This is a genomic window from Streptomyces sp. NPDC096311 (assembly GCF_044763085.1).
Lineage (GTDB): Bacteria > Actinomycetota > Actinomycetes > Streptomycetales > Streptomycetaceae > Streptomyces.
In genome coordinates, this window is the sequence record NZ_JBIWFN010000010.1 from 320959 (window position 1) to 346685 (window position 25727).

General features: G+C 72.8%; 16 protein-coding genes and 1 pseudogene. 10 read left to right on the top strand and 7 right to left on the bottom strand.

The annotated features are described in order from the left end of the window. Window positions 1-15: 15 nt before the first annotated feature. Window positions 16-1509 (bottom strand): ATP-binding protein, encoded by a 1494-nt coding sequence (locus ACIRA5_RS26495; RefSeq protein WP_403694321.1) that lies wholly within the window; start codon window positions 1507-1509, stop codon window positions 16-18. Then, complete coding sequence (locus tag ACIRA5_RS26500) at window positions 1506-2270, bottom strand: response regulator transcription factor (RefSeq protein WP_403694324.1); 765 nt, start codon at window positions 2268-2270, stop codon at window positions 1506-1508. Before ACIRA5_RS26500 ends, ACIRA5_RS26495 begins: the two co-directional genes overlap by 4 nt. Before the next feature lie 91 nt (window positions 2271-2361). Between ACIRA5_RS26500 and ACIRA5_RS26505 the strand changes: the two genes are divergently transcribed. The 10 genes and pseudogenes from ACIRA5_RS26505 to ACIRA5_RS26550 all read left to right on the top strand — a co-directional run bounded on the left by ACIRA5_RS26505 (window position 2362) and on the right by ACIRA5_RS26550 (window position 19994). After that, on the top strand, window positions 2362-3699 hold the full coding sequence (locus tag ACIRA5_RS26505; protein WP_403694327.1) for a ferric reductase-like transmembrane domain-containing protein: 1338 nt from the start codon (window positions 2362-2364) through the stop codon (window positions 3697-3699). A 10-nt stretch (window positions 3700-3709) separates the two neighbouring features. Beyond that, window positions 3710-4141: an FMN-binding protein gene (locus ACIRA5_RS26510; protein ID WP_403694329.1), complete on the top strand. Its 432-nt coding sequence runs from the start codon at window positions 3710-3712 to the stop codon at window positions 4139-4141. Window positions 4142-4145: 4 nt separating this feature from the next. After that, entirely contained in the window at window positions 4146-4868 is a 723-nt protein-coding gene (locus tag ACIRA5_RS26515) for an FAD:protein FMN transferase (RefSeq protein WP_403694332.1), read from the top strand. Between the two features lie 115 nt (window positions 4869-4983). Then, window positions 4984-5190, top strand: a pseudogene (locus ACIRA5_RS26520) (alpha-arabinofuranosidase); the annotation flags it as partial. Window positions 5191-5237: 47 nt separating this feature from the next. Continuing rightward, complete coding sequence (locus ACIRA5_RS26525) at window positions 5238-5378, top strand: AbfB domain-containing protein (protein WP_403694485.1); 141 nt, start codon at window positions 5238-5240, stop codon at window positions 5376-5378. Window positions 5379-5917: 539 nt separating this feature from the next. Beyond that, complete coding sequence (locus ACIRA5_RS26530) at window positions 5918-13087, top strand: SDR family NAD(P)-dependent oxidoreductase (RefSeq protein WP_403694334.1); 7170 nt, start codon at window positions 5918-5920, stop codon at window positions 13085-13087. A 44-nt stretch (window positions 13088-13131) separates the two neighbouring features. Next, window positions 13132-17661, top strand: coding sequence for a beta-ketoacyl synthase N-terminal-like domain-containing protein (locus ACIRA5_RS26535; protein WP_403694487.1), 4530 nt, complete (start codon window positions 13132-13134; stop codon window positions 17659-17661). Further along, window positions 17651-17998, top strand: a complete 348-nt coding sequence (locus tag ACIRA5_RS26540; RefSeq protein ID WP_054236986.1) for an acyl carrier protein — start codon at window positions 17651-17653, stop codon at window positions 17996-17998. The genes ACIRA5_RS26535 and ACIRA5_RS26540 overlap by 11 nt, the downstream gene beginning before the upstream one ends. 1 nt (window position 17999) lies before the next feature. Further along, complete coding sequence (locus tag ACIRA5_RS26545; RefSeq protein ID WP_403694337.1) at window positions 18000-18806, top strand: alpha/beta fold hydrolase; 807 nt, start codon at window positions 18000-18002, stop codon at window positions 18804-18806. Beyond that, window positions 18807-19994 (top strand): glycosyltransferase, encoded by a 1188-nt coding sequence (locus ACIRA5_RS26550; protein WP_403694340.1) that lies wholly within the window; start codon window positions 18807-18809, stop codon window positions 19992-19994. Window positions 19995-20057: 63 nt separating this feature from the next. Here ACIRA5_RS26550 and ACIRA5_RS26555 read toward each other — a convergent pair whose 3' ends face one another. Genes ACIRA5_RS26555 through ACIRA5_RS26575 form a run of 5 tightly spaced genes read right to left on the bottom strand, consistent with a single transcriptional unit; the run spans window position 20058 to window position 25627 of the window. Further along, window positions 20058-21821: a hypothetical protein gene (locus ACIRA5_RS26555; protein ID WP_403694342.1), complete on the bottom strand. Its 1764-nt coding sequence runs from the start codon at window positions 21819-21821 to the stop codon at window positions 20058-20060. Next, a complete protein-coding gene (locus ACIRA5_RS26560; RefSeq protein WP_403694345.1) occupies window positions 21818-22513 on the bottom strand; it encodes a hypothetical protein in 696 nt (231 codons plus the stop codon). The genes ACIRA5_RS26555 and ACIRA5_RS26560 overlap by 4 nt, the downstream gene beginning before the upstream one ends. Next, on the bottom strand, window positions 22510-23409 hold the full coding sequence (locus ACIRA5_RS26565; protein WP_403694347.1) for a carbohydrate ABC transporter permease: 900 nt from the start codon (window positions 23407-23409) through the stop codon (window positions 22510-22512). Before ACIRA5_RS26565 ends, ACIRA5_RS26560 begins: the two co-directional genes overlap by 4 nt. After that, a complete protein-coding gene (locus tag ACIRA5_RS26570; RefSeq protein ID WP_403694350.1) occupies window positions 23406-24344 on the bottom strand; it encodes a carbohydrate ABC transporter permease in 939 nt (312 codons plus the stop codon). Before ACIRA5_RS26570 ends, ACIRA5_RS26565 begins: the two co-directional genes overlap by 4 nt. Continuing rightward, a complete protein-coding gene (locus ACIRA5_RS26575; RefSeq protein WP_403694353.1) occupies window positions 24341-25627 on the bottom strand; it encodes an ABC transporter substrate-binding protein in 1287 nt (428 codons plus the stop codon). The genes ACIRA5_RS26570 and ACIRA5_RS26575 overlap by 4 nt, the downstream gene beginning before the upstream one ends. Window positions 25628-25727 lie beyond the last annotated feature (100 nt).

The following is a 25727-nucleotide window of genomic DNA, read 5'->3' on the forward strand; positions in this document are numbered from 1 at the left end:
TGTACTCCCCCGTAGTCATGGGAGCGCGGGCGGGAGGGGGAGGCGGATCGTGAACGTCGTCGAGCCGGGGAGGCTGGTCACCTCGATGGTGCCGCCGTGCGCACGGACCAGTGAGCGGGCGACCGCGAGGCCCAGCCCGCTGCCGCCGCGGTCGCGGCTGCGGGCCTTGTCGACGCGGTAGAACCGGTCGAAGACCCGCTCCTGGTCCGCGGCCGGGATCCCCGGCCCGGAGTCGCGGACCCGCACGACCGCCGTGCCGGACGAGCCGACGCGCACCGCCTGCCCCGCCCCCGTGGCCGACACCTCCAGGCGCACCTTCGTCCCCGCCGGGGTGTGCATGGCGGCGTTGGTGAGCAGGTTGTCGAGGACCTGACGGATACGCAGGGGGTCCAGGCGCAGGCGCACCGGGTCGGGGCCGGCCGTCACGGACAGCACGTGCTCCCCTCGCCCGGCGCGGAAGGCGTCCGCGGCCTCCCGCGCCAGTTCCGTCAGGTCCGCGTCCTCCAGCCGCAGCGGTGTCTCCACCTCGGCGGCGTCCAGGCGGGCGAGGAGGAGCAGGTCGTCGAGGAGTACGCCCATCCTGGCGGCCTCGGCGCGCAGCCGGGCCAGGTGCTTCTCGCGTTCCTCGGGCTCGTTGGCGGCGGCGTACTGGAAGAGGTCCGCGTAGCCGCGTACCGACATCAGGGGCGTACGCAGCTCGTGCGAGGCGTCCGCGACGAACCGGCGCAGTCGCTGTTCGGCCTCGGTGCGGACGGCGAGCGCGTCGTCGATGTGCTCCAGCATGGTGTTGAACGCGGTGCGCAGTTCCTCGACCTCGGGTCCACCGCGCCCGCCTCCGGCCCGCACCTCCAGCCCCGCCGAGCCGGTGAGGTTGTGCGAGGTGATGCCGCGGGCGGTGTGGGCCATGTCGCTGAAGGGCTTCAGCCCGCGCCGCAGTACCGTCCGGCCGATCACGACGAGCCCGAGCAGGGCGAGCGCGAAGGTGACGACCTGGACCGTGATCAGCTGCCGCACGGTGGCCTGCATGTCCTGCATGGGCGCCGCGGTGACGAGGACGACGCCGGGTTCGACCTCGCAGGCACGCAGTTTGTACGTGCCCTCCCCTGCGATGTGCGCGTTACGCAGCAGGTGCGCGTCACCTCCGTCCGGCAACGCCTGGGCGACGGCGGTGAGCTCGGCGGTGTCGGCGGGGACGTCGGCGGGCTTGCGCAGGACCGCCGTACGGCCCTGGACGTCGTACACGGCGGTGAACCAGCCGTAGTAGGGCCGCCGCTGGACGATGCCGTGCGCCTGGGCGTCCTTGGACTGGGTGACCTGGACGAGCTTCATCTGCTCGCCGAGCTGACGTTCCAGGTACTCCTTCATGTACGTCGTCAGGGCCGTGCCGACGACGGCGAACACCACGAGGGACAGCACGCCGATGCCGAGGGCCAGCCGGGTGCCCAGACGTGTGCGGCGGTAGGCGCCCCGCAGACGGCGCAGCGCACCGCCGGTCCCGGGGCTGCTCACTCGGCGACCTGCCGCACCACGTACCCGACGCCGCGCACGGTGTGGATGAGCGACTCGCCGCTGTCGGTCTCGCCGTTGCCGTCGAGCTTGCGGCGCAGCCGGCTGACGACGAGTTCCACCACGTTGGAGCGGCCGCCGAAGCCGTACTCCCACACGTGGTCGAGGATCTGGGCCTTGGTGAGGACGGTCGGTGACTTGCGCATGAGGTAGCGCAGGACCTCGTACTCGGTCGGGGTGAGGGTGAGCAGCCGGTCGGCGCGCCGCACTTCACGGGTGTCCTCGTCCATCGTCAGGTCGGCGACCTGGAGCACGGAGCGCTGGAAGCCGGGACCCGCGGCGCGCCGCAGGACGGTCCGCAGCCTCGCCATGAGTTCTTCCACGGCGAACGGCTTGACGAGGTAGTCGTCGCCGCCCCGGGTCAGGCCCGCGACCCGGTCCGCGACGCCGTCGCGGGCGGTGAGGAAGACGACGGGCACCATCGTCCCGGACCGCCGCAGCCGGTCGAGGACGGCGAACCCGTCGAGCCCGGGCAGCATCAGGTCGAGCACCACGATGTCGGGGTGGAACTCGGCGGCCCGGCGCAGCGCGTCCTCTCCGGAGTACGCGGTCGTCGCCTCCCAGCCCTCGTAGCGGGCGACCGTCGCGACGAGGTCGGCGATGGGAGGGTCGTCGTCCACGACCAGGAGGCGCACTTTTTCCACCTGCCCATAGTGCGTGACGTGGCCGCCGACGCCATAGCCGCCGGCGTCTGTGATCCACATCGATAAACACTTGAAAGTTCAGTGACAGGAAAACGACAGCTCCCACCGGGCAGGCTCGGTATCCCCACACCCGAACGAGGAGCTGCTCTCCGTGACCACTGTCGAACGTGTCCAGCCGCCCCCGACGGCGATACGCCCGAAGGTGGTGGCCCGCACCGGGCTGTACGCCCTGCTGGCCGCGAACGCGGCCGTCGTGACCGTGTTCTTCCTCCAGGCCGGGCCCGGCTCGGACACCCCGATCATGCTCGGCCGGCTGGCGGGCCTGTACGGGGCGCTCCTGATGGCCTTCCAGCTGCTGCTGGTCGCCCGCCTGCCGTGGCTCGATCACCGGATCGGCATGGACCGGCTGACCTCCTGGCACCGCTGGGTCGGCTTCGGCCTGCTGTGGACACTGCTGTCGCACGCGCTGTTCATCACCCTCGGCTACGCGGGTGCGGCGTCGGCGTCCTTCTGGGACGAGCTGGTGGAGCTGGCCACGACGACCGAGGGCGTGCTGCGGGCGATCGTCGCGCTGGCCCTGATCCTCGTGATCGGCGGGGTGTCGGCGCGCTTCGCGCGGCGCCGGCTGGCCTACGAGACCTGGCACTTCATCCACCTCTACACGTATGTGGCGGTGGTGCTGGCCTTCACGCACCAGGTCGCGGTGGGCACCACCTTCACCACCTCGTCCGCGGCCACCGCTTACTGGTGGGGCCTGTGGGGCGTGGCCCTCGGTTCGGTGTTCCTGGGCCGGGTGGTCCTGCCGGTGTGGCGGAACCTGCGCCACCAGCTGCGGGTCTCGGCCGTCGTCCCCGAGTCCGACAACGTCGTCTCGATCTACGTCACCGGGCGCGACCTCGACCTGCTGCCCGCGCGGGCGGGGCAGTTCTTCCTGTGGCGGTTTTTGACCAAAGACCGCTGGTGGCAGGCGAACCCGTTCTCCCTGTCGGCCGCCCCGGACGGCAACCGGCTGCGGCTGACCGCGAAGACGGCCGGCGAGGGCACCGCGGCCCTGCGGCACCTGAAGGTGGGCACGCGGGTCTTCGCCGAGGGCCCCTACGGCGCCTTCACCACCCTGCACCGCACCCGCTCGCAGACCCTGCTCGTCGCGGGCGGCGTGGGCATCACCCCGATCCGGGCCCTGCTGGAGGACCTGCACGACCATGTCGTGCTCATCTACCGGGTGGCCACGGACCGGGACGCGGTGCTCCTCGACGAGCTCCGGGAACTCGCGTACGCCAAGGGCGCCGAGCTGCACGTGGTGACCGGACCGGCCACGCCGGACAAGCTGGCGCCGCGCGAGCTCGCGCGGCTCGTGCCGGACGTCGCCGAACGGGACGTCTTCGTGTGCGGGCCGCCCGCCATGACGAGCGCGGTGCTGCGCACCCTGCGCGACCTGGGCGTGCCGGGGCCGCAGATCCACTTCGAGCGTTTCAGCCTGGCGGGATGAGAGAGACACCGTGAAACGAGCACTGCCTGTAGTGGCCCTGTCCATCGCCGGTCTGATCCCGCTGTGGCGCTACGCGCCGTCGAGCGGTACGACGACCACCGAGGTCGCCGCGCCCGCCTCGACTCCGTCTTCCTCTTCTTCTTCGGCGCCTTCCCCGTCCACGTCGTCCGCGTCGCCCGCGGCCTCGCAGGTCGTCCAGGGCTCCACCGTCAACACCTCCAAGGGCTCCGTGCAGGTGGAGGTGACCTTCGAGGGCGACAAGATCAGTTCGGTGCGGATGCTCCAGCAGCCGAACCACCCACAGACCACGGCGGCCGTGCCGAAGCTGATCCAGGAGACGCTCCGGGCACAGAGCGCCGACATCGACTCGGTGTCCGGCGCCACGATCACCAGCGACGGATACGTCACGTCGCTGCAGGCCGCCCTCGACGCGAAGGGATAGCGGGATGCGGCGCGTCGAACAGGTCATGGGGTTCCCGGTCTCCCTGCGGATCGACGACGAGAGCGCGTCCGAGGAGAGCGCGGACCCCGTGTTCGCGTGGCTGCGCGAGGTCGACGCCCGCTTCAGCCCGTTCCGTGCGGACAGCGAGGTGTCCCGGCTCGACCGGGGTGAGCTCACCCCCCACGAGCTCAGCCCGGACCTGACCGAGGTCCTCGGCCTGTGCGAGGAGTACCGGGTCGCGACCGGCGGCGCGTTCGACGTGCGGCTGCCCGGCCGCGGCCTGGATCCCTGCGCGATGGTGAAGGGCTGGTCGGTGCAGCGGGCCGCCGACCTCCTCAGCAGTCGGGGGACTTCCCGGTTCTGTCTGAACGCCGGTGGTGACGTGGTGGCCGCGGGCGGTCCCTGGCGGGTGGGCGTACGCCATCCCGAGCGGGCCGACCGGCTGTGCACGGTGCTGGAGATCACCGACGGCGCGGTCGCGACCTCCGCGCGCTACGAACGCGGCGACCACATCCTCGACGGGCGCACCGGCCGCCCGGCCACCGGGCTGCTCAGCGTCACCGTCGTGGCGCCGTCACTGACCGAGGCGGACGCGACGGCGACGGCGGCGTTCGCGATGGGCGCGGAGGGCGTCGAGTGGGCCGCGTCACGCGAGGGGTGCGAGGTGTTCGCGGTCGACGCCGAGCGCAGGGTCCTGCGTACGGCGGGGCTTCCTGTGGCCGGATGACCACCCCTGTGCGGCCGGGCGAGCCCCAAGTCCCCTGGGGGCGACCGGACTCGAAGCATGTCGGCGGACTCGAACCATGGCGAAGCATTGACGTGTCCCTGCAGAGATCCACTTCATCGACGGCAAGTGGTACGTCCACTTCGCCGCCGGGTCGACCAGCGACGTGGGGGCGATCCGGCTGTACGTCCTGGAGAGCGACGCCGCGAACCCGCTGACCGGCACCTGGACGGAGAAGGGCCGGATCGCGACCCCGGTCTCCTCCTTCTCCCTCGACGCCACCACCTTCACCGTGAACGGCGTGCGCCATCTCGCCCGGGCACAGCGCAATCCGTCCGAGGACGACAACGCCAGTCCGTTCCTCGCGCCAACCTGGCCGACGCGGCCTCCGGTGTCTCGTTCGAGTCGCACAGCGGCGCCGGCCGCCACCTCCGGCACTACGACTACCTGCTCTACACCCAGCCCGCCGACACGGCGCTCGCCAGGGCGGACGCGACGTTCTACGCCGAGTGACCCGCCCCAGCACCTTTGGATCCAGCACGGCCCGGCCGCTCCCGCGGCCGGGCCGTGCTGTTGAAACGAGCCAACTTACCGGCGAGTACGAATCGTGGCCATTCACCCTCAAGTGCCGAAAATCCCACCCTTCCACCCCACGTGAATTTTGATTATGAAGAGGGGAACTAATAAAAGTTTCAATTTACAGCGGGGGAAACAGTTCGTTTCCGCAAGATCGAAGTGGACCCCGTGTTCGACACTGCGTCAGCAGGCATTGCCGCAGGCCGAATCGAGGTCGCGGAGGCCACCGACCAGCGATCACCGACCCCCTCAACTCCCCGGAACAAGGCCTCTGTTGCCAGCCCGAACCTGGCTCGGCAACGCCTGTATCGACCGTGTTACGTCCGGTAATGGCAGCCTCCTTGAGAGTTTGACTTTCACGGTGATGCGCAATAAGCATGAGCGTGCTTCACATCAGCTGTCGGCTTGTTGTGAAGCGCAAGCGCTCTCCGCTCTCCCCCACCAATCCTCACCCTCGTGCGATTTGGAGCGTTCGCGTGCCTGTGTCGAAGTTCGATACTTCCGGCCTGTTTGCCGTAGAGGACATCGTCATCGCCCTGAACCCGTTCGCCGTCCCCTCGGCACGGGTCACGGCGGCCGCCGTACGGGCGGGCGGTCTCGGGGTGCTCGACCTCACCGCGGGTGGGCGCCGGGCGGCAGCGGAACTCGCGCTGTCCGAGGAATGGTCGGCCGCCGGTTTCGGCGTACGACTGTGCGACAACGATGCCTTTCCCGCGCGGGACCTCCCCGCCTGTGTCCACACCGTCCTGCTGACCTCCGACGCCTCCTGCACGCCCGCCGACTTCCCCAGCCACCGCGTACTCGTCGAGGTGACCGGCCGCGCCCAGGCGTTACGGGCCGCCGCGGCCGGGGCACACGGGCTGATCGCCCGGGGCCACGAGGCGGGGGGTCCCGTGGGCGAACTCAGCACCTTCGTACTGCTCCAACAGCTCCTCAACGACGACGAGTTGGACCTGCCGGTCTGGGCCTGCGGCGGCGCGGGCCCGCACACCGCGGCGGCCGTCGTCGCGGGCGGCGGGGCCGGTGTCCTCCTGGACACCCAGCTCGCCCTGCTCGCCGAGGCCGAGGCCGAACTGCCCGCCGGGACCGCCGCGCTGCTCGCCGGGCTCGACGGCTCCGAGACCACCGTGGAGGACGGCCGCCGAGTCGTACGGCGCCGGGGCGCCCAGGAGGGCACGCCCGCCCCCGAGGTCGGTCAGGACGGCTTCCTCGCCGCCCGTTTCCAGGAGCGCTGGGGCACCGTGCACGCGGCGGTACGGGGCGTACGGGACGCCGTCCTCGACGCGTTGAAGAGCGCGGGACCCGGTCTCGACGCATTGAAGAGCGCGCGACCCGGTCTCGACCCGGCGAGGAGCGCGGGTGCCTCGCTCGGCCCCGACGGCTCGGGCAGCCGCTCGTTCGGGAGCGAACTGCCCGTCGCCCAGGGGCCGATGACCCGGGTGAGCGACCAGGCCGCGTTCGCCGCCGCGGTGAGCGGCCACGGCGGGCTGCCCTTCATCGCGCTCGCGCTGTCCGGCGCCGACCAGACCCGCGCCGTACTGGAGCAGACCAGGGACGCGCTCGGCGAGGCCCCCTGGGGCGTCGGCGTCCTCGGCTTCGCCGCCGAGGAGATCAAGGCCGCCCAACTGGAGGTCGTACGGGAGATCCGCCCGTCCCACGCGATCATCGCGGGCGGGCGTCCCGCGCAGGCCGCCGCGCTGGAGGAGGTGGGCATCTCCACCTTCCTGCACGTGCCGTCGCCGGGGCTGCTGAAGCAGTTCCTGGCAGCGGGCGCGCGCAAGTTCGTCTTCGAGGGCGCCGAGTGCGGCGGCCACGTCGGGCCACGGGGCAGCTTCCCGCTGTGGGAGGCGCAGCTCGGCGTGCTCGAAGACTTCCTGGCGGGCGCGAAGAACGGCACCGCCGGCGAACTCCAACTGTTCTTCGCGGGCGGGGTGCACGACGAACGCTCCGCCGCCATGGTCACCGCGCTCGCCGCGCCGCTGAGCGCGCGGGGCGCCGCCGTGGGCGTGCTGATGGGCACGGCATACCTGTTCACCGAGGAGGCCGTGAGCGCGGGCGCGGTGCTGCCCCTGTTCCAGCGACAGGTGATCGACGCCGAGCGCACCGACCTCCTGGAGACCGCCCCCGGACACGCCACCCGCTGTGTCCACAGCCCCTTCACCGACGAGTTCGCCGCGGTCAAGGAGGACCTGGCCGCCCGCGGGACACCCGGCCGCGAGGCCTGGGAGCAGCTGGAGCGGCTCAACGTGGGGCGGCTGCGGCTGGCCGGCAAGGGCATCGAGCGGGTCGACGGCGGGCTGAGAGCGGTCGGCGAGGACAGACAGCTCGCCGAGGGCATGTTCATGGCCGGCGAGGTCGCCGTGCTGCGCTCCGCCGTCACCACCGTCGCCGAGCTGCACGCCTCGGTCACCAGCGGCGCGGCCGACTTCCTGGCGGCGCGGCGGGAGGCCCTCGGCATCGGGGAACCCGCCGCCGAGCCCTCCCCCGAACCGCTGGACATCGCGATCGTCGGCATGGCCTGCATGTTCCCCGGCGCCCCCGACCTCGCCACCTTCTGGGCGAACGTGCTGGCGGGCGAGGACGCCGTCACCGAGGTGCCCGCGACCCGGTGGGACGCCGAGCTCTACCACGACCCGCGGGGCGCCGGCGAGAAGACCCCGTCGCGCTGGGGCGGCTTCCTGCCCGAGATCCCCTTCGAGCCCCTGCGGTACGGCATCCCGCCCGCCTCGCTGCCCGCCATCGAGCCGGTGCAGCTGCTCGCCCTGGAGGCGGCGCGCCGCGCCCTGGAGGACTCCGGCTACGGCAGCCGCTCCTTCGACCGGGCCCGCGCGTCGGTCGTGTTCGGCGCGGAGGCGGGCAGCGACCTCTCCCACGCGATGACCCTGCGCTCCGTCCTGCCCGCCTACCTGGGCAGCCTGCCGCCCGCGCTGGACGAACGGCTGCCCAAGCTCACCGAGGACTCCTTCCCCGGCATCCTCGCCAACGTCATCGCGGGCCGGATCGCCAACCGCCTCGACCTCGGCGGCGCCAACTACACCGTGGACGCCGCCTGCGCCTCCTCCCTCACCGCCGTCGACGTGGCGTGCAAGGAGCTGGCGAGCGGGACGAGCGACCTGGTGCTGTGCGGCGGCGCCGACCTGCACAACGGCATCAACGACTACCTGCTCTTCGCCTCCGCGCACGCCCTCTCGCCCTCCGGCCGCTCCGCGCCCTTCGACAGCGCGGCCGACGGCATCGCGCTCGGCGAGGGCGTCGGCTGTGTCGTCCTCAAGCGGCTCGCGGACGCCGAGCGGGACGGCGACCGGGTGTACGCGGTGATCAAGGGGGTCGGCAGCGCCAGTGACGGCCGGGCGCTCGGCCTGACCGCGCCCCGGCCCGAGGGCCAGTACAACGCGCTGACCCGGGCCTACCGCAACGCGGGCATCTCGCCCGCCGAGGTCGGGCTCGTCGAGGCGCACGGCACCGGCACCGTCGTCGGTGACCGCACCGAACTCGGCTCCCTCACCCGGGTGTTCGAGGAGGCCGGGGCTCCGCCCGGCGCGTGCGCGCTCGGCTCGGTCAAGTCGCAGATCGGGCACACCAAGTGCGCGGCCGGACTCGCCGGACTGATCAAGACCTCGCTCGCCCTGCACACCGGTGTGAAGCCGCCGACCCTGCACCTGACCGAGCCGAACCCGGCCTGGGACGCGCAGAGCAGCCCGTTCGCCTTCCACACCGAGGCCCGCCCCTGGTCCGCCGCCCCGGCCGAACGGGTGGCCGGGGTCAGCGCCTTCGGCTTCGGCGGCACCAACTTCCACGTCGTCCTGCGGGCCTACGAGGACGGGCCGCCGCCGGTCACCTCGGCCCAGCACTGGCCCGCCGAGCTCTTCACGTTCCGGGGCGCGGACCGAGCGGCGGCGGTACGGTCCGCCTCCGCACTGCTCGCCCTCGTGGAGGCGGATCCCGGACCGTACGAGCCGTGGCGGCTGCGGGACTTCGCGCTCGCCGCGTCCCGGCGCGCGGAGGCCGCCACCACCCGGAGCACCGCAAGCACGGCAAGCACCGCGAGCACGGCAAACGCCACGAGCACGGCAAGTGCCACGAGCACCCGTGGCGCCCGGACCTGGATCGCCCTCGTCGCCGGGTCGACCGAGGAGCTGACGGCGCTGCTGCGCCGCGCGGTCGCCGGTGAACACGCTCCGAAGGACGGCCTGTTCGCTGCCGACGAGGACGAGACGGGTGACGTGGCTCTGCTCTTCCCCGGGCAGGGCAGCCAGCGCCCCGGGATGTTCGCCGAACTCTTCGTCGCCTTCCCCGAACTCCAGCGCCATCTGCGGCTCGACGAGACGACGGCCCGTGTCCTCTTCCCGCCGGCCGCCTTCGACGAGACGGGCCGCAAGGAGCAGCAGGAGCGCATCACCGACACCACCGTCGCGCAGCCCGCGCTCGGCCTGACCGGGCTCGCCGCGTTCCAGCTCCTGACCAGGGCGGGAGTGCGCCCGGCGATGGCCGCGGGCCACAGCTACGGAGAGCTGGCCGCGCTGGCCGCGGCGGGCGCCCTCACCCCCGACGCGCTGCTGCGCACCAGCCGCGAACGCGCCGCCGCCATCCTGCGCGCCACCGGCGAGAAAGACCCCGGCACCATGGCCGCCGTCGCCGCGGGCGAGCCGGAGGTCGCGGCGGCCCTCACCGCCGCGGGCCTGGCCGGCTCGGTGGTGACGGCGAACCGCAACTCGCCGCGTCAGACGGTGATTTCGGGTCCCACCGAGGACGTCCTCACCGCCGTGGAACGACTGCGCGCCCAGGGGCTCGGCGCCCAGCGCATCCGGGTCGCCTGCGCGTTCCACAGCCCGCTGGTCGCGGCGGCCGGCGAGACCTTCGCCGAGGTGCTCGCCGAAGTCCCGTTCGCCTCCACCGACTTCCCGGTCTGGTCGAACCGTACGGCCACCCGCTACCCGCGGGGCCCCGAGGAGATCCGGGCCGAACTCGCCGCGCAGATCGGCTCCCCGGTCCGGTTCGCCGACCAGATCGAGGCGATGTACGAGGCCGGGGCCCGGGTCTTCGTCGAGGCCGGACCCGGCTCGGTGCTGACCCGGCTGGTGGGTGCGGTCCTCGGCGACCGGCCGCACCGCACGGTCGCCCTGGAGGACGGCCGACGTGCCGGCCTCGCCGGGTTCCTCGCCGCGCTCGCCCAACTGGCCGTCGCCGGTGCGGACATCAGGACGGCGTGGCTCTTCCAGGGCCGGGACGCGGTCCCCGCCGACGCCCGCGCCCCGCGTCCCCGGCGCGCCGCGTGGACGGTCGACGGCCATCTGATCCGTACGGCGGACGGCGCGATCCCCGCCGCCGCACTCCACCCCGCCGAGCGTGTCCCGGAGGCCCTCGTGACCCACAGCAGCCCGGTCGGACCGGCGGCGGCAGCCACCGGATCCGAGGCCCTGATCAGCGAGTTCCTGCGCACGAGCCGGGAGATGATCGCGGCGCAGCGGGATGTGATGCTGGGATACCTGGGAGCGGATCCGGGGATACGTCCCCCGGCCCCCGCGCCGATCACGTACGCCGATGCCCCGGTCACGGTGACCGCGCTGCCCGCCGCCGCGCCGGTTGCGGTGGCCGTACCGGCAGGCGGCTCGGTGCTGTCGGTCGTCCTCGACGTGATCGGCGAACGTACCGGCTACCCCGTCGACATGATCGAACCCGACCTCGACCTCGAAGCCGACCTCAGCGTCGACTCCATCAAGAGAGCCGAGATAGCCGGCGAACTCGCCACCCGCCTCGGCCTCACCACCACCGGCGACACCGACGTCGAGGAACTGACCAAGGCCCGTACCGCCGCGAGCATCGCCGCGCTGGTCGAGCGGGTGACCGGCTCGGGTGCCACCCCGGCGCCCGTTTCCGCCCCCGCCGCAGGGACCGCCCCGACCGCCCAATCCGTCCTCGCCGTCGTCCTCGACGTGATCGGCGAACGTACCGGCTACCCCGTCGACATGATCGAACCCGACCTCGACCTCGAAGCCGACCTCAGCGTCGACTCCATCAAGAGAGCCGAGATAGCCGGCGAACTCGCCACCCGCCTCGGCCTCACCACCACCGGCGACACCGACGTCGAGGAACTGACCAAGGCCCGTACCGCCGCGAGCATCGCCGCGCTGGTTTCGGGCGCCCGGGGTGAGGCGGCCGGACCCGCGGGCCCGGAAGCCGGGCCTGCCGCCCCCGAACCCGTCGTCGTGGCGCCCAAGCGTCTCGTGATGCGGGAGTTCGACCTCGCCCCCGCCGATCCGGCGCCCTCCAGTGACCTGCTGATCGGCCGCAGTTTCCTGCTGCTCGGTCCCGGACCGGTCGCCGAGGCGCTGACGGCCCGCCTGACCGTGCACGGCGCCCATGCCGTGACCGCCGAAGAACCCCCGGTCGAGGGAGAGTTCGACGGGATCGTGCACCTCGTCGCGCCGGACGCCCCGCCCGTCCTGCCGGACGTCTTCCCCGCCTACCAGCGGGTGCTGGCGGGCCATCCGCGCTGGGTGCTCGCCGCGGGCGCCTCCGCCGGGCTGCGTGGCTTCTTCCGCTCCCTCGCGCGGGAGTACCCCGAAACGGTCGTCCGGGTCGTCGAGCACGCGCCCGGCACCGCGCCCGAGGACATCGCCGCGGAGCTGGTCGCCGAGCTCACCGCGCCCGGCCACGAGCCGGTCGTCCTGCGTTCCCCCGGCACGAGGCGCGGACTGCGCATGGCCGAGGAGGGGCTCGGTCTGCTCGGCAGCACGGGCGCGGGGCCGGCCGGGGACGGTGCGGCCGAGGCCGCCGCGCTCGGTCTGGACGCCGACTCGGTCGTCCTGCTGGTGGGCGGCGCCCGGGGGATCACCGCCCGGTTCGCCGCGACCCTGGCCGCCGCGAGCCGCTGCCGGATCGAACTGTTCGGCCGCACCGCCCTGCCCGAGGGCGCTGAGAACCCGGTGCTCGCCGCCGCGGACACCGCCGGTGAACTGCGGAGCGCGCTCATCGCGGGCGGGCTGCGCGTCCCCGCCGAGATCGAGCGGGCGATCGGCCGGATCCAGGCCGAACGCGAGGTGCGCGCCACCCTGCGCACACTCGCCGCGCTCGGCTCCGAGGTCCGCTACCGCACCGTGGACGCCCTGGACGGCGACGCCGTGCGCCGGGCGGTGAAGGAGATCCACGCCGAGCACGGGCGACTCGACGGCGTCGTGTACGCGGCGGGTGTGATCGAGGACAAGCTGATCGCCGAGAAGAGCCCGCGGTCCTACGACCGGGTGTTCCGTACGAAGGTCGACGGCGCACGCGAACTGCTGGCCGCGCTGGGCGAGTTGCCGGACGGGGAAGGCCCACGGTTCGCCGTGCTGTTCGGCAGCATCGCCGCGACCCTCGGCAACCGCGGCCAGTCCGACTACGCCGCCGCCAACGACGCCCTGGAGACCCTCGGCGCCCGCTGGGCGGACTCCGGTACCGGCCGCCGCGGACTGACCGTCCACTGGGGTCCATGGGCGCCGACCGGCGACGGCAACCACGGCATGGTCACCCCCGAGCTGATGCGGCACTACGCGGGCCGCGGCATCCAGCTCATCGACCCCGACGAGGGCACCATGAGCCTGCTGCGCGAGCTGGCCTGGGGACCCGAGGGCGACACCGCCGTCGTCTACACGGCGTCGGGCTGGTGACCGAGGTGACCGGCCCCCGCGCCGAACCCGTCGCCATCGTCGGCATGTCGGTGCTCTTCCCGGGCGCCCCCGACCTCGCCACGTACTGGCACAACCTGGTCTCCGGTGTCGACGCCATCACCGAGGTGCCGCCCGGCCGCTGGGACGCCGGGGAGTACTACGCGCCCGGCGCCGAGCCCCGTGCCGACCGGGTCTACTGCCGGCGCGGCGGATTCGTGGACGAGCTGGCCGAGGTGGACGTCACCGAGTTCGGGATCATGCCGGCCGCGGTCCCGGCCACCGAGCCCGACCAGCTGATCGCGCTGCGGGTGGCCGCGGCGGCCCTCGCCGACGCGGGCGGCCAGGGCCGGCTGCCCGCCGACCGGCACCGGGTCGGTGTCGTGCTCGGCCGGGGCGGCTATCTCACCCCCGGCCTGGTCCGGCTCGACCAGCGGGTGCGGACCGCGAGCCAGCTCGTGCGCACCCTGGGCGAACTGCTGCCGGACCTCGGCGCCGACCGACTGGAGGCGGTGCGGCAGGCGTTCACCGACCGGCTCGGGCCCCAGGCACCGGAGTCCTCGATCGGTCTCGTGCCCAACCTCGCCGCGTCCCGGCTGGCGGGCCGGCTCGACCTGCGCGGGCCCGCATACACCGTGGACGCCGCCTGCGCCTCCTCGCTCATCGCCGTCGACCACGCCGTGCGTGAACTCGGCAGCGGGCGCTGTGACGTGATGCTGGCGGGCGGGGTGCACCACTGTCACGACATCACCTTCTGGAGCGTGTTCAGCCAACTCGGCGCACTCTCCCCGAGCGAGCGCATCCGGCCGTTCGACCGGGGCGCGGACGGCGTGCTGATCGGTGAGGGCACGGGCGTCGTCGTCCTCAAGCGGCTCGCCGACGCCGAGCGGGACGGCGACCGGATCTACGCCGCGATCACCGGCACCGGTGTCGCCTCCGACGGACGTACGACCAGTCTGATGGCGCCCGACTCCGGCGGCCAGGTCCGCGCGGTCCGCCAGGCCTGGGAGGCCGCCGGGCTCGACCCGTCCGCCCCCGGCTCGATCGGTCTCCTGGAGGCGCACGGCACCGCCACCCCGGCGGGCGACGGCACCGAACTCACCACGCTCGCGGAGGTGTTCGGACCCCCGCCGACGGACACCCCGGGGGACGCGCAGGACGTGCCGGACGCCGTCATCGGCTCGGTGAAGTCGATGATCGGCCACACCATGCCCGCGGCGGGCGTGGCCGGGCTGATCAAGGCCGCACTCGCCGTCCACCACCAGGTGCTCCCGCCGACCCTGCACTGCGACGACCCGCATCCGGCGCTCGCCCGTACCCGGTTCACCCCCATCGGCGCCGCCCGGCCCTGGCGGACCGACGACCGGCAGCCGGTGCGCCGGGCCGCCGTCAACGCCTTCGGGTTCGGCGGCATCAACGCGCACGTCGTGCTCGAAGAGGTCGCGGTCGCCCGACGGCCGGCCGAGGTGTACGAGCCGGAGCCGGTGCTGCGGCTGACCGCGCCGACACCCGAGGCGATGGCCGCGCTCCTCGACCGCTCCGACTCCGCGCTCATCGCCGCCGGTCTCGACGAACACGCCCCCGCCACCGATCCGGTGCGGCTCGCCGTCGTCGGGCCGACGGCCAAGCGGCTGGCGCTGGCCCGCAAGGCGGTCGCCAAGGGGAAGGGGTGGCGCGGTCGGGGCGACGTGTGGTTCGTGCCGCGTCCCCTGCTGGGCCCCGGCGGCGGCAGGCTCGCGTTCGTCTTCCCCGGCCTTGAGGCCGAGTTCGCCCCCAACTCCGAGGACATCGCCCGGCACTTCGGGCTGCCCTGGTCGCGCGCCGTCACCGACGCCACCGTGGGTGACGTGGGCCGGCAGGGCACCGGCGTCTTCGAGCTCGGCCGGCTCCTCGACACCGCGCTGCGCCGCCTCGGCGTCGTCCCGGACGCGCTCGCCGGGCACAGCCTCGGCGAGTGGACCGCGATGGCCGCCGCCGGGATCCACCCTCCCGAGGAGGTGGACGCCTTCCTCGCCGGCTTCGACCCCGACGCGCTGAGCGTCCCCGGGCTGGCCTTCGCCGCGATCGGCGCCCCCGCCGAGGTGGTACTGACCGAGCTGGACGGCCGCGGGGACGTGGTCCTCTCCCACGACAACGCGCCCAACCAGTCGATGATCTGCGGCCCCGAGCCCGCCGTCGCCGCACTGGTCGAGGTGTTCCGGTCCCGGGCGGTGATCTCGCAGATCCTGCCGTTCCGCTCCGGCTTCCACACCCCGATGCTGGAGCCCTACCTCGACCCGATCAGGAAGGCCGCCGAGGCCTACACCCTGCGCCCGGCCGCGCTGCCCCTGTGGTCCGCGACGACCGCCGCCCCTTACCCGGACGAACCGGCCGCGATCCGCGAGCTGTTCATCCGCCATCTGCTGGAGCCGGTCCGCTTCCGGCCCCTGGTGGAGACGATGTACGCGGCGGGCTTCCGGGCGTTCGTCCAGCTCGGCGCGGGACAGCTCGGCTCGCTCATCGACGACACCCTGCACGGCCGCGACCACCTCGTGGTCCCCGCGCACTCCCCGCACCGCCCGGGCCTGCCTCAACTCCACCGTGTGGCGGGCGCGTTGTGGGCGGACGGGGCCGCGCCGGACCTCGTCCCGCTGCTGGGCGGCGCCTCGACCGTCGCACCGGCCCGTACGGTACGCCGTCCGAGCCGTCCCGTGCGGCTGGACCTCGGCGGCGCGAACGTCTCGCTGGACGCGGAGACCCGCGACCGGCTGAGCGCCGCGCTGGCCCGGCCGCCGCACACCGCGCCCCATGATGCGGGTGCCCTGGCGGAACAGGGCCCGCTGGGCGCGGAGTTGTCGGCACTGCTGCGGGACGCGACGGCGCTCGCCTCGGACGTGGTGACGGCGGGGCGACGCGGACGCGGGGCCCCGCCCCGGCCCCGTACGGGCGGCACGCCCCCGAAGAACGGCGCCGACGTTCCCGCGCCCGAGCCCGCCACCCCCGAACCCCCGCACGAACCCCAGCCCGACCCCAAGCCCGACGCCAAGCCCCTCGAAGCCACCCTCCACGTCTCCGTCGACACCATGCCGTACCTCCTGGACCACTGCTTCTTCCGGCAGCCCGCCCAGGCCGAGCCTGCCGACCGCTGGCCCGTGGTCCCCGGCACCACCGTAATCGCCCACCTCATGGAGTTCGCCGAGCGGGCCGCGCCCGGCCGGCGCGCGGTGGCCGTCCACGACGTACGGCTGCACCAGTGGATCACCGCCACTCCGGCCGTCGACATCCCCGTACGGATCGTTCCCGAGGGCCCGGACAGAGTCACCGCCTCACTCGGCCCGTACGCCCGCGCCGTGGTCGAACTCGCCCAGGACCGGCCCCGGTTCACGCCTCCTGAGCCCTGGACCTTTCCCGCCGCGCGGGAGGAGAAGCCCGGGCTGACCGCGGCGGAGCTGTACGCGCGCCGCTGGATGTTCCACGGCCCGCGCTTCCAGGGCCTGGACGAACTGACCGCGGTCGGCGACCGGCACGTACGCGGGGTGCTGGTCACCCCGCCCGCGCCCGGCGCTCTGCTGGACAACGTGGGGCAGCTCCTCGGCTACTGGATCATGGCCCGGCAGCCGGTGCGGACGACGGTGTTCCCGGTCGGCATGAAGGAGATCCGCTTCCATGGCCCGCACCCCGCTCCCGGCGAGCGCCTGGAGTGCCTGATCCGGATCACCTCCGTCACCGACGCCACCCTCGAGGCGGACATGCAGCTGGTCCATCGGGGGCGGGTGTGGGCGGAGTTCAGCGGCTGGCAGGACCGCCGGTTCGACAGCAATCCGCGCATCCGCAAGGTGGACCGGGAGCCCGAGCGGTACACGCTGTCCCGGATGCAGCCCGGCGGCTGGGCGCTGGTCCACGAGGAGTGGCCCGATCTGGCCACCCGCGAGCTGATCATGCGCAACATCCTGGCGGGCGAGGAACGCGAACGGTACGCGGCGCACGCCCCGCGCGGCCGGCGGCAGTGGCTGCTCGGCCGGATCGCCGCCAAGGACGCCGTACGGAACGTGCTGTGGGACGCCGGAGCGGGCCCCGTCTATCCGGCCGAAGTCAGGGTCGGCAACGATCCGGCCGGCCGCCCCTTCGTGACCGGCGGCTACGGCAGGACCCTGCCCGAACTGCACGTCTCCATCGCCCACCGCGGCGAGACGGCCGTGGCGATGGCCAGGAGGGAGGGTCCCTGCGGCATCGACGTCGAGGAAGTCACCGACCGCCCCGAGGGCACCCTCGCCGTGGCCCTCACCACCGCCGAACGCGAGCTGCTCACGTCGCTCGTCCGCCGGCCCCGAGGAGCCCCCGAACGGCTCTGGTTCACCCGCTTCTGGGCCGCCAAGGAGGCCGTCGCGAAAGCGCGCGGCACCGGACTCGGCGGCGAGCCGAAGCGGTTCGAGATCACCTCGGTCGACGGCGACCGGCTGACCGTCCGCACCGCGGGCGAGGAGTACCGCGTGCGGCACTGTGCGCTGACCACCCCCCGGCCGTCCGCGGGGCCCGGCAAGGAGTACGTCGTGGCCTGGACGGCAGTCAACGATCAGGAGAACGAAGATGACCACTGAACTCGACCGTCCCGTGGGCCAGTCGGACAGGGGACAGGCCTCGGCGCCCGACGCGGCGACCGCGCTCGCCGACATCTCGGCCATCCTGCGCACCGTCCTGGAGGAGTACGGGCTCGACGACTCCGAGATCACCCTCGACACGTCCTTCCACGACGATCTGGAGCTGGAGAGCATCGACCTCGTCACCCTCTCCGCCCAACTGCGCGAGTTCTACGGCGAGCGCGTCAACTTCGCCGCGTTCATAGCCGACCGCGGGCTGGAGGAGATCATCGCGCTCACCGTCGGCGATCTCGTCGGCTACGTCGTGGACTCACTGGCCGTCGCGGAGGTGGGCTGACATGGCGACGATGCGGGTGAACGGCATCGACGTACACGTCCAGCGGCTGGGTCACGAGAGCGGCTCCCCGCGCCCCGTCGTGGTCCTCATCCACGGCCTGCTCATCGACAGCCTCGCCAGCTACTACTTCAGCCTCGCGCCGCGGCTCGCCGAGGAGGGCCTGGACGTCGTCATGTACGACCTGCGCGGGCACGGCAAGACCTCCCGGCCGCCGACCGGCTACCGGATGGAGGACTTCGTCGACGACCTCGACGGACTGCTGGACGCGCTGGTGATCGACCGTCCGGTGCACCTCGTCGGCAACTCCTTCGGCGGCGCCGTCGCGTACGCCATGGCCGCCGCCCGCCCCGAGCGGGTCGCGAGCGTGATCGCCATCGAGGCGGAGCCGCCGGCCCGGGCGTGGGCGCGGAACATGTACGAGGGCCTGGTCGGCGAACAGGGCGGACTGGTGGTCCAGCAGGTCGCCCAGTGGCTGCGGGAGAACCCGGGCGAGCGCAACGCCCGGCCGTTCCGGGCGGCGGGCCGGGTGCTCGACGAGACCGCGCTCGCCGAGGAGATCCCGCTCAGCGCTCTCCTCGACGAGGACCTGTCCGCGATCCGCTGTCCGGTCTTCGCCATCTTCGGCGGCGCGTCCAAGCTGTCCGCGCAGACCGGGATGCTGGAAGCCTCGCTCCCCCACTGCCGTACGGTCGTCCTGCCCGACCTCGGCCACTCGGTGCTGGTGGAGGCCACCCAGCAGACATACGCCCTCGTACGTGACTGGCTGCTGCTCGGCCAGGAGGCGCACGCGCTGCGGGAGACCCGCTAGATGGGCCGGTTCCTGTTCGTGGTGCCGCCGCTGGTCGGGCACGTCAACCCGGCCGTGGGCACCGCGGCGGCACTCGCGGGGCGGGGGCACGAGGTCGCGTGGGCGGGCCACCCGGAACTCGTCCGCGCGCTCGTCGGATCCGACGCCGTCGTCTTCCCCTGCGCCCTCCCCGAGGACGGACTCTCCCGGCCCGCCGACCTGAAGGGGCCGGCCGCGTTCCAGTTCCTCTGGGAGAGCTTCCTCGTCCCGCTGGCGGACGCGATGGCGCCCGGGGTACGGGCGGCGATCGAGGCGTACGACCCCGATGTCGTCGTCTGCGACCAGCAGGCGGTGGCGGGTGCGCTGGTCGCCGAGTCCCTCGGGCGCGTCTGGGTGACCTCGGCCACCACCTCCGCCGAACTCGTCGACCCGCTGGCCGGTATGCCGAAGGTCGCGGCGTGGCTGGACGGGCTGCTGGCCCGGTTGCGGAACCGGATCTGCGGCGGGGCCGGCTCGGCGGACCCCCGCTTCTCCCCGCACGGCGTCCTGGCGTACACCACCCGTGCGCTGCTCGGCCCGGCCGAACTGCCCGACCGGGTCTGGCTGGTGGGCCCGTCCGTCGCCGCCCGCCCCGCGAGCGGCGACGACTTCCCCTGGGACTGGCTGGACGCGTCGCCGCTGCCCACCGTCCTGGTCAGCCTCGGCACGGCCAACAACGACGCCGGGGCCCGCTTCCTGAACGCCGCCGCGCAGGCGCTCGGCGCACTGGCGGGCCGCGTGCGGGCGGTGCTCGTCGACCCCGGCGGGCTCGTCGAGGGCCCGGTCCCCGACCACGTCCTCCTGCGCCCCCACGTTCCCCAACTCGCCCTCCTCCCCCGGCTCGACGCGGTCGTCTGCCACGCCGGGCACAACACCGTGTGCGAGGCGCTGTGGCACGGTGTCCCGCTCGTCGTGGCGCCGATCCGCGACGACCAGCCGATCGTCGCCGGGCAGGTCGTGGACGCGGGCGCCGGGGTACGGCTGCGGTTCGGCCGCGCCGACGCGGCCAGGATCCGCGCGGCGGTCGAGACGGTCCTCGACCCGGCCGGGGGCCACCGGAAGGCTGCCGAGGCCGTGGGGGAGTCCTTCCGCGCCGCGGGCGGCAGCGCCTCCGCCGCCGCCCGCCTCGCGGCACTGCCGGCCGTGCCGCGCACACGAGGCGGCGCATGAACGACAACGGCACGACCGAGCACCGGCCAGCAGGCCGAACACGGCCAGGGTGCGTCTCGAACTTCACCTCAGCGTCAACCGGTACGTCAGCGGTGAGCGCCCCGTGATCAGTACCCGCACCCCGTCCGGGGTCAGGGAGCCGCTCAGCCAGGCGTAGCGTTCGCCCGGGTCGACCACCGCGGGCCGGCGGCCACCCTTGCCGTTGCCGGGGCCGAAGGTGATGTGGTCGGTGCCGACGGTGTAGGTGGCCTCGCCGGAGACGAGTTGGAAGGTGTTCGGGGAGCCGGGGACGGGTTCGAGGCCGTCCCCGGTCAGGGTGCCGCCGGGGCGGAAGCAGAGTTCGAGGGCGAGCGGGCTCGCGCAGCCCTCCCCGGAGAGGTCGAAGGAGATGTCCCAGGCTCCGCCGCCGACCTCACGGACCAGGACTTCGGTGCGCAGTGTGCGGTACTCCTTCGGGCGGTGCGGGAAGTCCATCGCGGACCAGAAGCGGCTGTCGTCGGTCAGGGGGTAGGCACCGTCGGGGCGGCGGTGCTCGGGGGGCAGCGGGTGGTGGAAGGCGCCGCGGACCTCGGCGTGCAGCCGCCAGCCGTCGTCCGTGCGCTCGAGTCCCTCCGCCCGGAAGTGGCCGAGTGCGAAGAACCGCGGGGCCAGCCGGAGCGAGTCGAGGATCGCCGCGCCCTTGCGCATCTTGAAGAAGGTCGGGTTGGTGGACAGGCCGGACGAGATGGCGTGCAGTTCCGGGAAGTCGGTTCCGCCGAAGACGCTCGCCGTGTGCGTGCCGCGGCGCACCCGGACGAGGCGGCAGCTGTCGTCGTGGTGCTCGAAGTCGTCGGGCAGGGAGGTCACTGCGGGCAGGGGGGCGGCCAGCTCCGGCCGGTCCAGGACCTGGGCGAGGCGCTCGCCGATCGGGGTCTCGCCGAAGGTCTGGTCGGTGCCGCGCTCCTGGAGCAGCGCGGCCACCGCCGCGAACCGTCCGTCTCCGTCGCGCAGCGCCATCTCCCGGTACTGGAGCCAGAACTCGGGCAGGTGGCGGACCCTCGTCTGGTCCTGGCGGCGCGAATGGACCGTCTCCACCTCGCCGTTGGGCTCGATGACGTACAGGTTGGCGGCCAGGTTGTCGCGTACGTTCGCGTAGAGGTCCGTACGTCCGTAGTGGCGGGCCAGTACGAGCAGCGCCGGATTGGTCACCGCGGCCGAGTAGTTGGGGCTGCGTTCGCTGTACTCGCCGCCGGGCAGCTGGTCGACGCCCTCCGCGAGCCAGGTCTCGATGCGCTCGGGGTAGGCGGGGTCGGGCCAGCGGGCGTGGATGCGGGAGAGGGCCGCGCAGACCAGCCAGCGGTGGTTGGCGGTGTGGACGCCACCGGTGGCGAGGGAGGGGCCCGCCAGGCGCAGGATCCGCTCGATCGTCGCCCGCAGTGCGGTGGTCGGCTCGTGGGCGTCCTCGTCGAGCAGGTGGTGGATCAGGCTGAGGTCGACGATCGAGAAGGCGGTGTCCGCCGGGTTGCCGTCCGCTCCGTGCTCCCACAGCCCGTTGTCGTACTGCTCCTCGGCGAGCGCGTCGGCGAGTTCGGCGGCGGGGCTCAGGAGCGCGGCGGAGTGGTGGTACACCGAGCCCTCGTGCACGTACACCGAGACGAGGGTGCGCAGCGCACGAGTGGCCGCGCGGGCCTCGCCGCCGTCACGGAGTTCGACGAGATCGGCGGCGTACCCGTCGAGGACGGCCTTGGCGCTGGTCTCGGCGGTCGCGGTGAGCAACTCGACGAACGCGGTGTCGAGGGGGACACCGGCGTCGGCGAGCGCGGCGAGGAAGGTCTTGCGGGCTGTCACTGGGGCTCCTGGGAGAGGTCGCGCTGTTCTTCCACGTCACTGTGGTCGAGGGAGGGGTCTTTCACGTCTGTGTGGTCTCTGACGTCTGTGTGGTCTCTAATGTCTGTGCGGTCTCGTACGTCGATCGCGGTGAGCGCCATCGCCAGGGGGCCCGGCACCAGGAACGCGAGCGGTACCAGCATCCACGCGCACAGTACGGCCGCCACCAGGGCGAGCAGCACCAGCGCGCTGCCGCCCACGTCCCGGACCGAGTCGCCCGCCGCCTCGCGCACGGCGGCCCGCCAGTCGGTGCGGGACGCGGGGCGCGCGCAGGCCCGCAGGGCGATCACGGCGGCGTACGCGCCGATCGTGGCGGCGACGACCGCGAAGACCGGCGCGCCCGGCAGCCCCGCGCCCGCGAGCGCGAGGTCCGCCACGAGCAGCCCCGCGCCCGCGATCCAGACCAGCCCGGCCGCCAGGTCCGCCGCCCACGGCCGCTCGCGCAGCAGGGCCACGTACCGCCGTGCGGTGGCCGGTTCGCCCACGCCGGTGGCGCGCAGCACCGCGCACGAGGTCGACAGCGCGGCGGGGACGGTGACCAGCGGCAGACAGGCGACCGCGGTGACCACCCCCACCAGCAGCACGTCGGCGAACAGCGTCATGCGCGGGCCGAAGATCTCGCCCGGCTCCCGGGCCGTGCGGTCGGCGCTCATCCCTTGATCCCCGAGTTCGCCATGCCCTCGACCAGGAACCGCTGGAAGGCGAGGAAGAACAGCACGATCGGCAGCAGCGCGATCACGGACATCGCGAACATCGGGCCGAAGGCCGACTGGCTGGAGGCGTCGACGAACGACCTGAGGGCCAGCGTCAGCGTGAACTTCTCGGGCGAGAAGAGGTAGATGAGCTGGGTGAAGAAGTCGTTCCAGGTCCAGATGAAGGTGAAGATCGCGGTGGTGATCAGGGCGGGGCGGGTGAGCGGGAGGATGACCAGGAAGAAGCTCCGGAAGGGGCCGCAGCCGTCGATCCGCGCCGCCTCCTCCAGTTCACGCGGCAGCCCCCGCATGAACTGCACGATGAGGAAGACGAAGAACGCCTCGGTGGCGAGGAACTTCGGCAGGATCAGCGGCCAGTAGGTGTTCACCATGCCGAGCTTGTTGAAGATGATGTACTGCGGGATCAGCACGGCGTGATGCGGCAGCATGATCGTGGCGATCATGAACGCGAAGAGCGGGCCGCGGAAGCGGAACCGCAACCGGGCGAAGGCGTAGGCGGCCAGCGAGCAGGACAGGACGTTGCCGAGGACCGCGCCGCCCGCGATGAGCAGGGAGTTGCCGAGCAGCCGCCACACGGAGACGTTGTTCACGCCGTCGAGAGCGGTGGTGTAGTTGGACCACTCCAGGTGGCTGGGCAGCAGGTTCAGACTGGCGATGACCTCGTTCGCGGGCTTGAGGGAGGTCGCGAGCAGCCAGGCCAGCGGGTAGAGCATGACCAGCAGCGCGGCCAGACAGCCGGCGTGCAGGGCGACCCGCCGCCAGGCGACCGGCTTGCGGGCGCCGGCGGTCGACGCGCTCACCGGCGTACGCGTCGGTGTACTTGTCTGCGTGGTCATCGGTCCCCCTCGGACGCGTAGAAGACCCAGGAGCGTGAGGTCCGGAACAGCACGGCGGTGACGGCGCCGATGACCAGCAGCAGCACCCAGGCCATCGCGGAGGCGTAGCCCATGTGGGAGGCGACGAAGCCGCGGTCGTAGAGGTAGAGGGTGTAGAAGAGCGTCGAGTCGGCCGGGCCGCCCTTGCCCGCGCTGACGGCGAAGGCGGGGGTGAAGACCTGGAAGGCCTGGATGGTCTGGAGCACCAGGTTGAAGAAGATCACCGGGGAGAGCATCGGCACGGTGATGGAGAGGAACTGGCGCCATCGGGAGGCGCCGTCGACCTGGGCCGCCTCGTACAGCTCGCCCGGGATCTGCTGGAGTCCGGCCAGGAAGATCACCATCGGGGCGCCGAACTGCCACACCGTGAGCAGGGCGACGGCGAGCAGTGCCCAGCCGGGCCGGTTGACCCAGCCGCCGGTGCCCAGGAGGTGGTCGACCGTGCCACCGTCGTTGAAGATCGCCCGCCACACGAGGGCCACGGACATGGAGGCGCCGAGCAGGGAGGGCGCGTAGAAGGCGGAGCGGTAGAAGCCCTTGCCGCGCTTCATGTTCTTCAGGGCGAGCGCGACGACGAGGGCCAGCCCCAGTTGCAACGGTACGGCGATGACGACGTACGTCAGTGTCGTGCCGACCGAGCGCCAGTAGCGCGGGTCCTCGGTGAACATCTGCGTGTAGTTGCGCAGGCCCACCCAGTGCGGGGCGTTGAACAGGTCGTAGTCGGTGAAGGAGAGGTAGAGCGAGACCGCCATCGGCAGCAGGGTGAGGACGGCGGCGCCCAGGACCCAGGGGGAGAGGAACACCCAGGCGGCGCCCTCGCGTCGGCGCTTCGGCTGCTTGGAGGTCGCGGTGCGGGTGCGCACCCGGCCGGCGGGCAGGTCGGTGGTGGTGGTCATGACCGCAGCTCCGCCTTCGCCTCGGTGACGTAGTTCCTGGCCGCCTCGCGGGGCGACATCCGCTCGAAGGAGACCTGGTCGTAGTCGCGCTGGAAGGTGGTCTGGAGCGCGTTGTCGCCGGAGGGCGGGGCCTGTGGTGGGGCGTTGAGGCTGCCTTCCAGTGAGCCCTGGAAGTCCGCGACGGTCTTGTCGAAGTCCTTGAGGTCCGGGGTGAGGTCCCTCCGGATCGACTCGTTGACCGGGATGCCGCGGGTGGCGCCGAGGATGGCGGCGGCCCCCGGGTCGTTGAGCATGAAGTCGATGAGCTGGGCGGCCTGGTCGGGGTGACCGGTGTCGGCGGCGGCGCCCATGAACATGGACGGCTTGAAGTACTGGCCCGGGGTGCCGTCCGCGCCCGAGGGCATGGGCGCGAGGGCCGGGCCGTCCGGGACGAGCGCGAGATAACCGCTGGAGGGGGCGTCCCAGTTGAAGTCGGAGACGGCCTTGCCGCGGCCGAGCGGGGTGTTCTCGACCGAGCCGTCGAGCTGGGTGGTCTGTTCGGCGGGCGAGACCGCGCCCTCGCGCCGCAGTCCGTCGGTGAAGGTCCACCAGCGGGCCAGGTCGTCGGCGGTGAAGCCGAGCCGCCGGTCCTTGGTGTAGAGGGCCTTGCCCTGGCCGCGCAGCCACACCTCGAAGGCGTCCTCGCTCTGCCCCGGGTCGGTGGCGCCGGGCTTGTGGGACCTCTTCCCGAGCGCGCGCACGGCGTCGGCCCACTCGTCCCAGGTCCAGCCCTTGGCGGGCGGGGCGACCCCGGCCGCCTTCCACTGCTTCGCGTCGTAGACCACGGTCTCGGTGCCGCGGCCCTGCGGGACGGCGTACTGCTTGCCGTCCACGACTCCGGTGGCCAGCAGCCCCGCGTCGATGTCGTTGGTGCGCAGCGCCGTCCGCTTGCCGAGGTCGAGGAGCACACCGCCGGACGCGTACTGGTCGATCATCCGGTAGTCGAGCTGCATCACGTCGGGGGCGTCGCCGCCGGCCGCCTGGGTGGCCAGCTTCTGCTTGTAGGCGTCGTATCCCGCGAACGAGGTCTGGACCTGAATCCCGGGATGCTTCTTCTCGAAGAGTGAGACGGCCTGTTCCGTTCTGGCCGCCCGGTCGGGGTTGCCCCACCACGTGTAGCGGAGCACGACCTTCCCACCCGTGCCGCTCGATCCTCCCGAGTCCGAGCAGCCCGCCGCCAGCGTCGCGCAGAACGCGAGAACGAGTGCTGCGGTACGGGACTTCATTGTCCTGTTCCCGGGCATGAGTGAGTCACTCCTCCCATCCAGAAAGCGCTTGCACCTGGAAAGACCCTAGGTAATGTGCGGATGTCACTACAAGACCCGTACACGGATCGGCAGCACG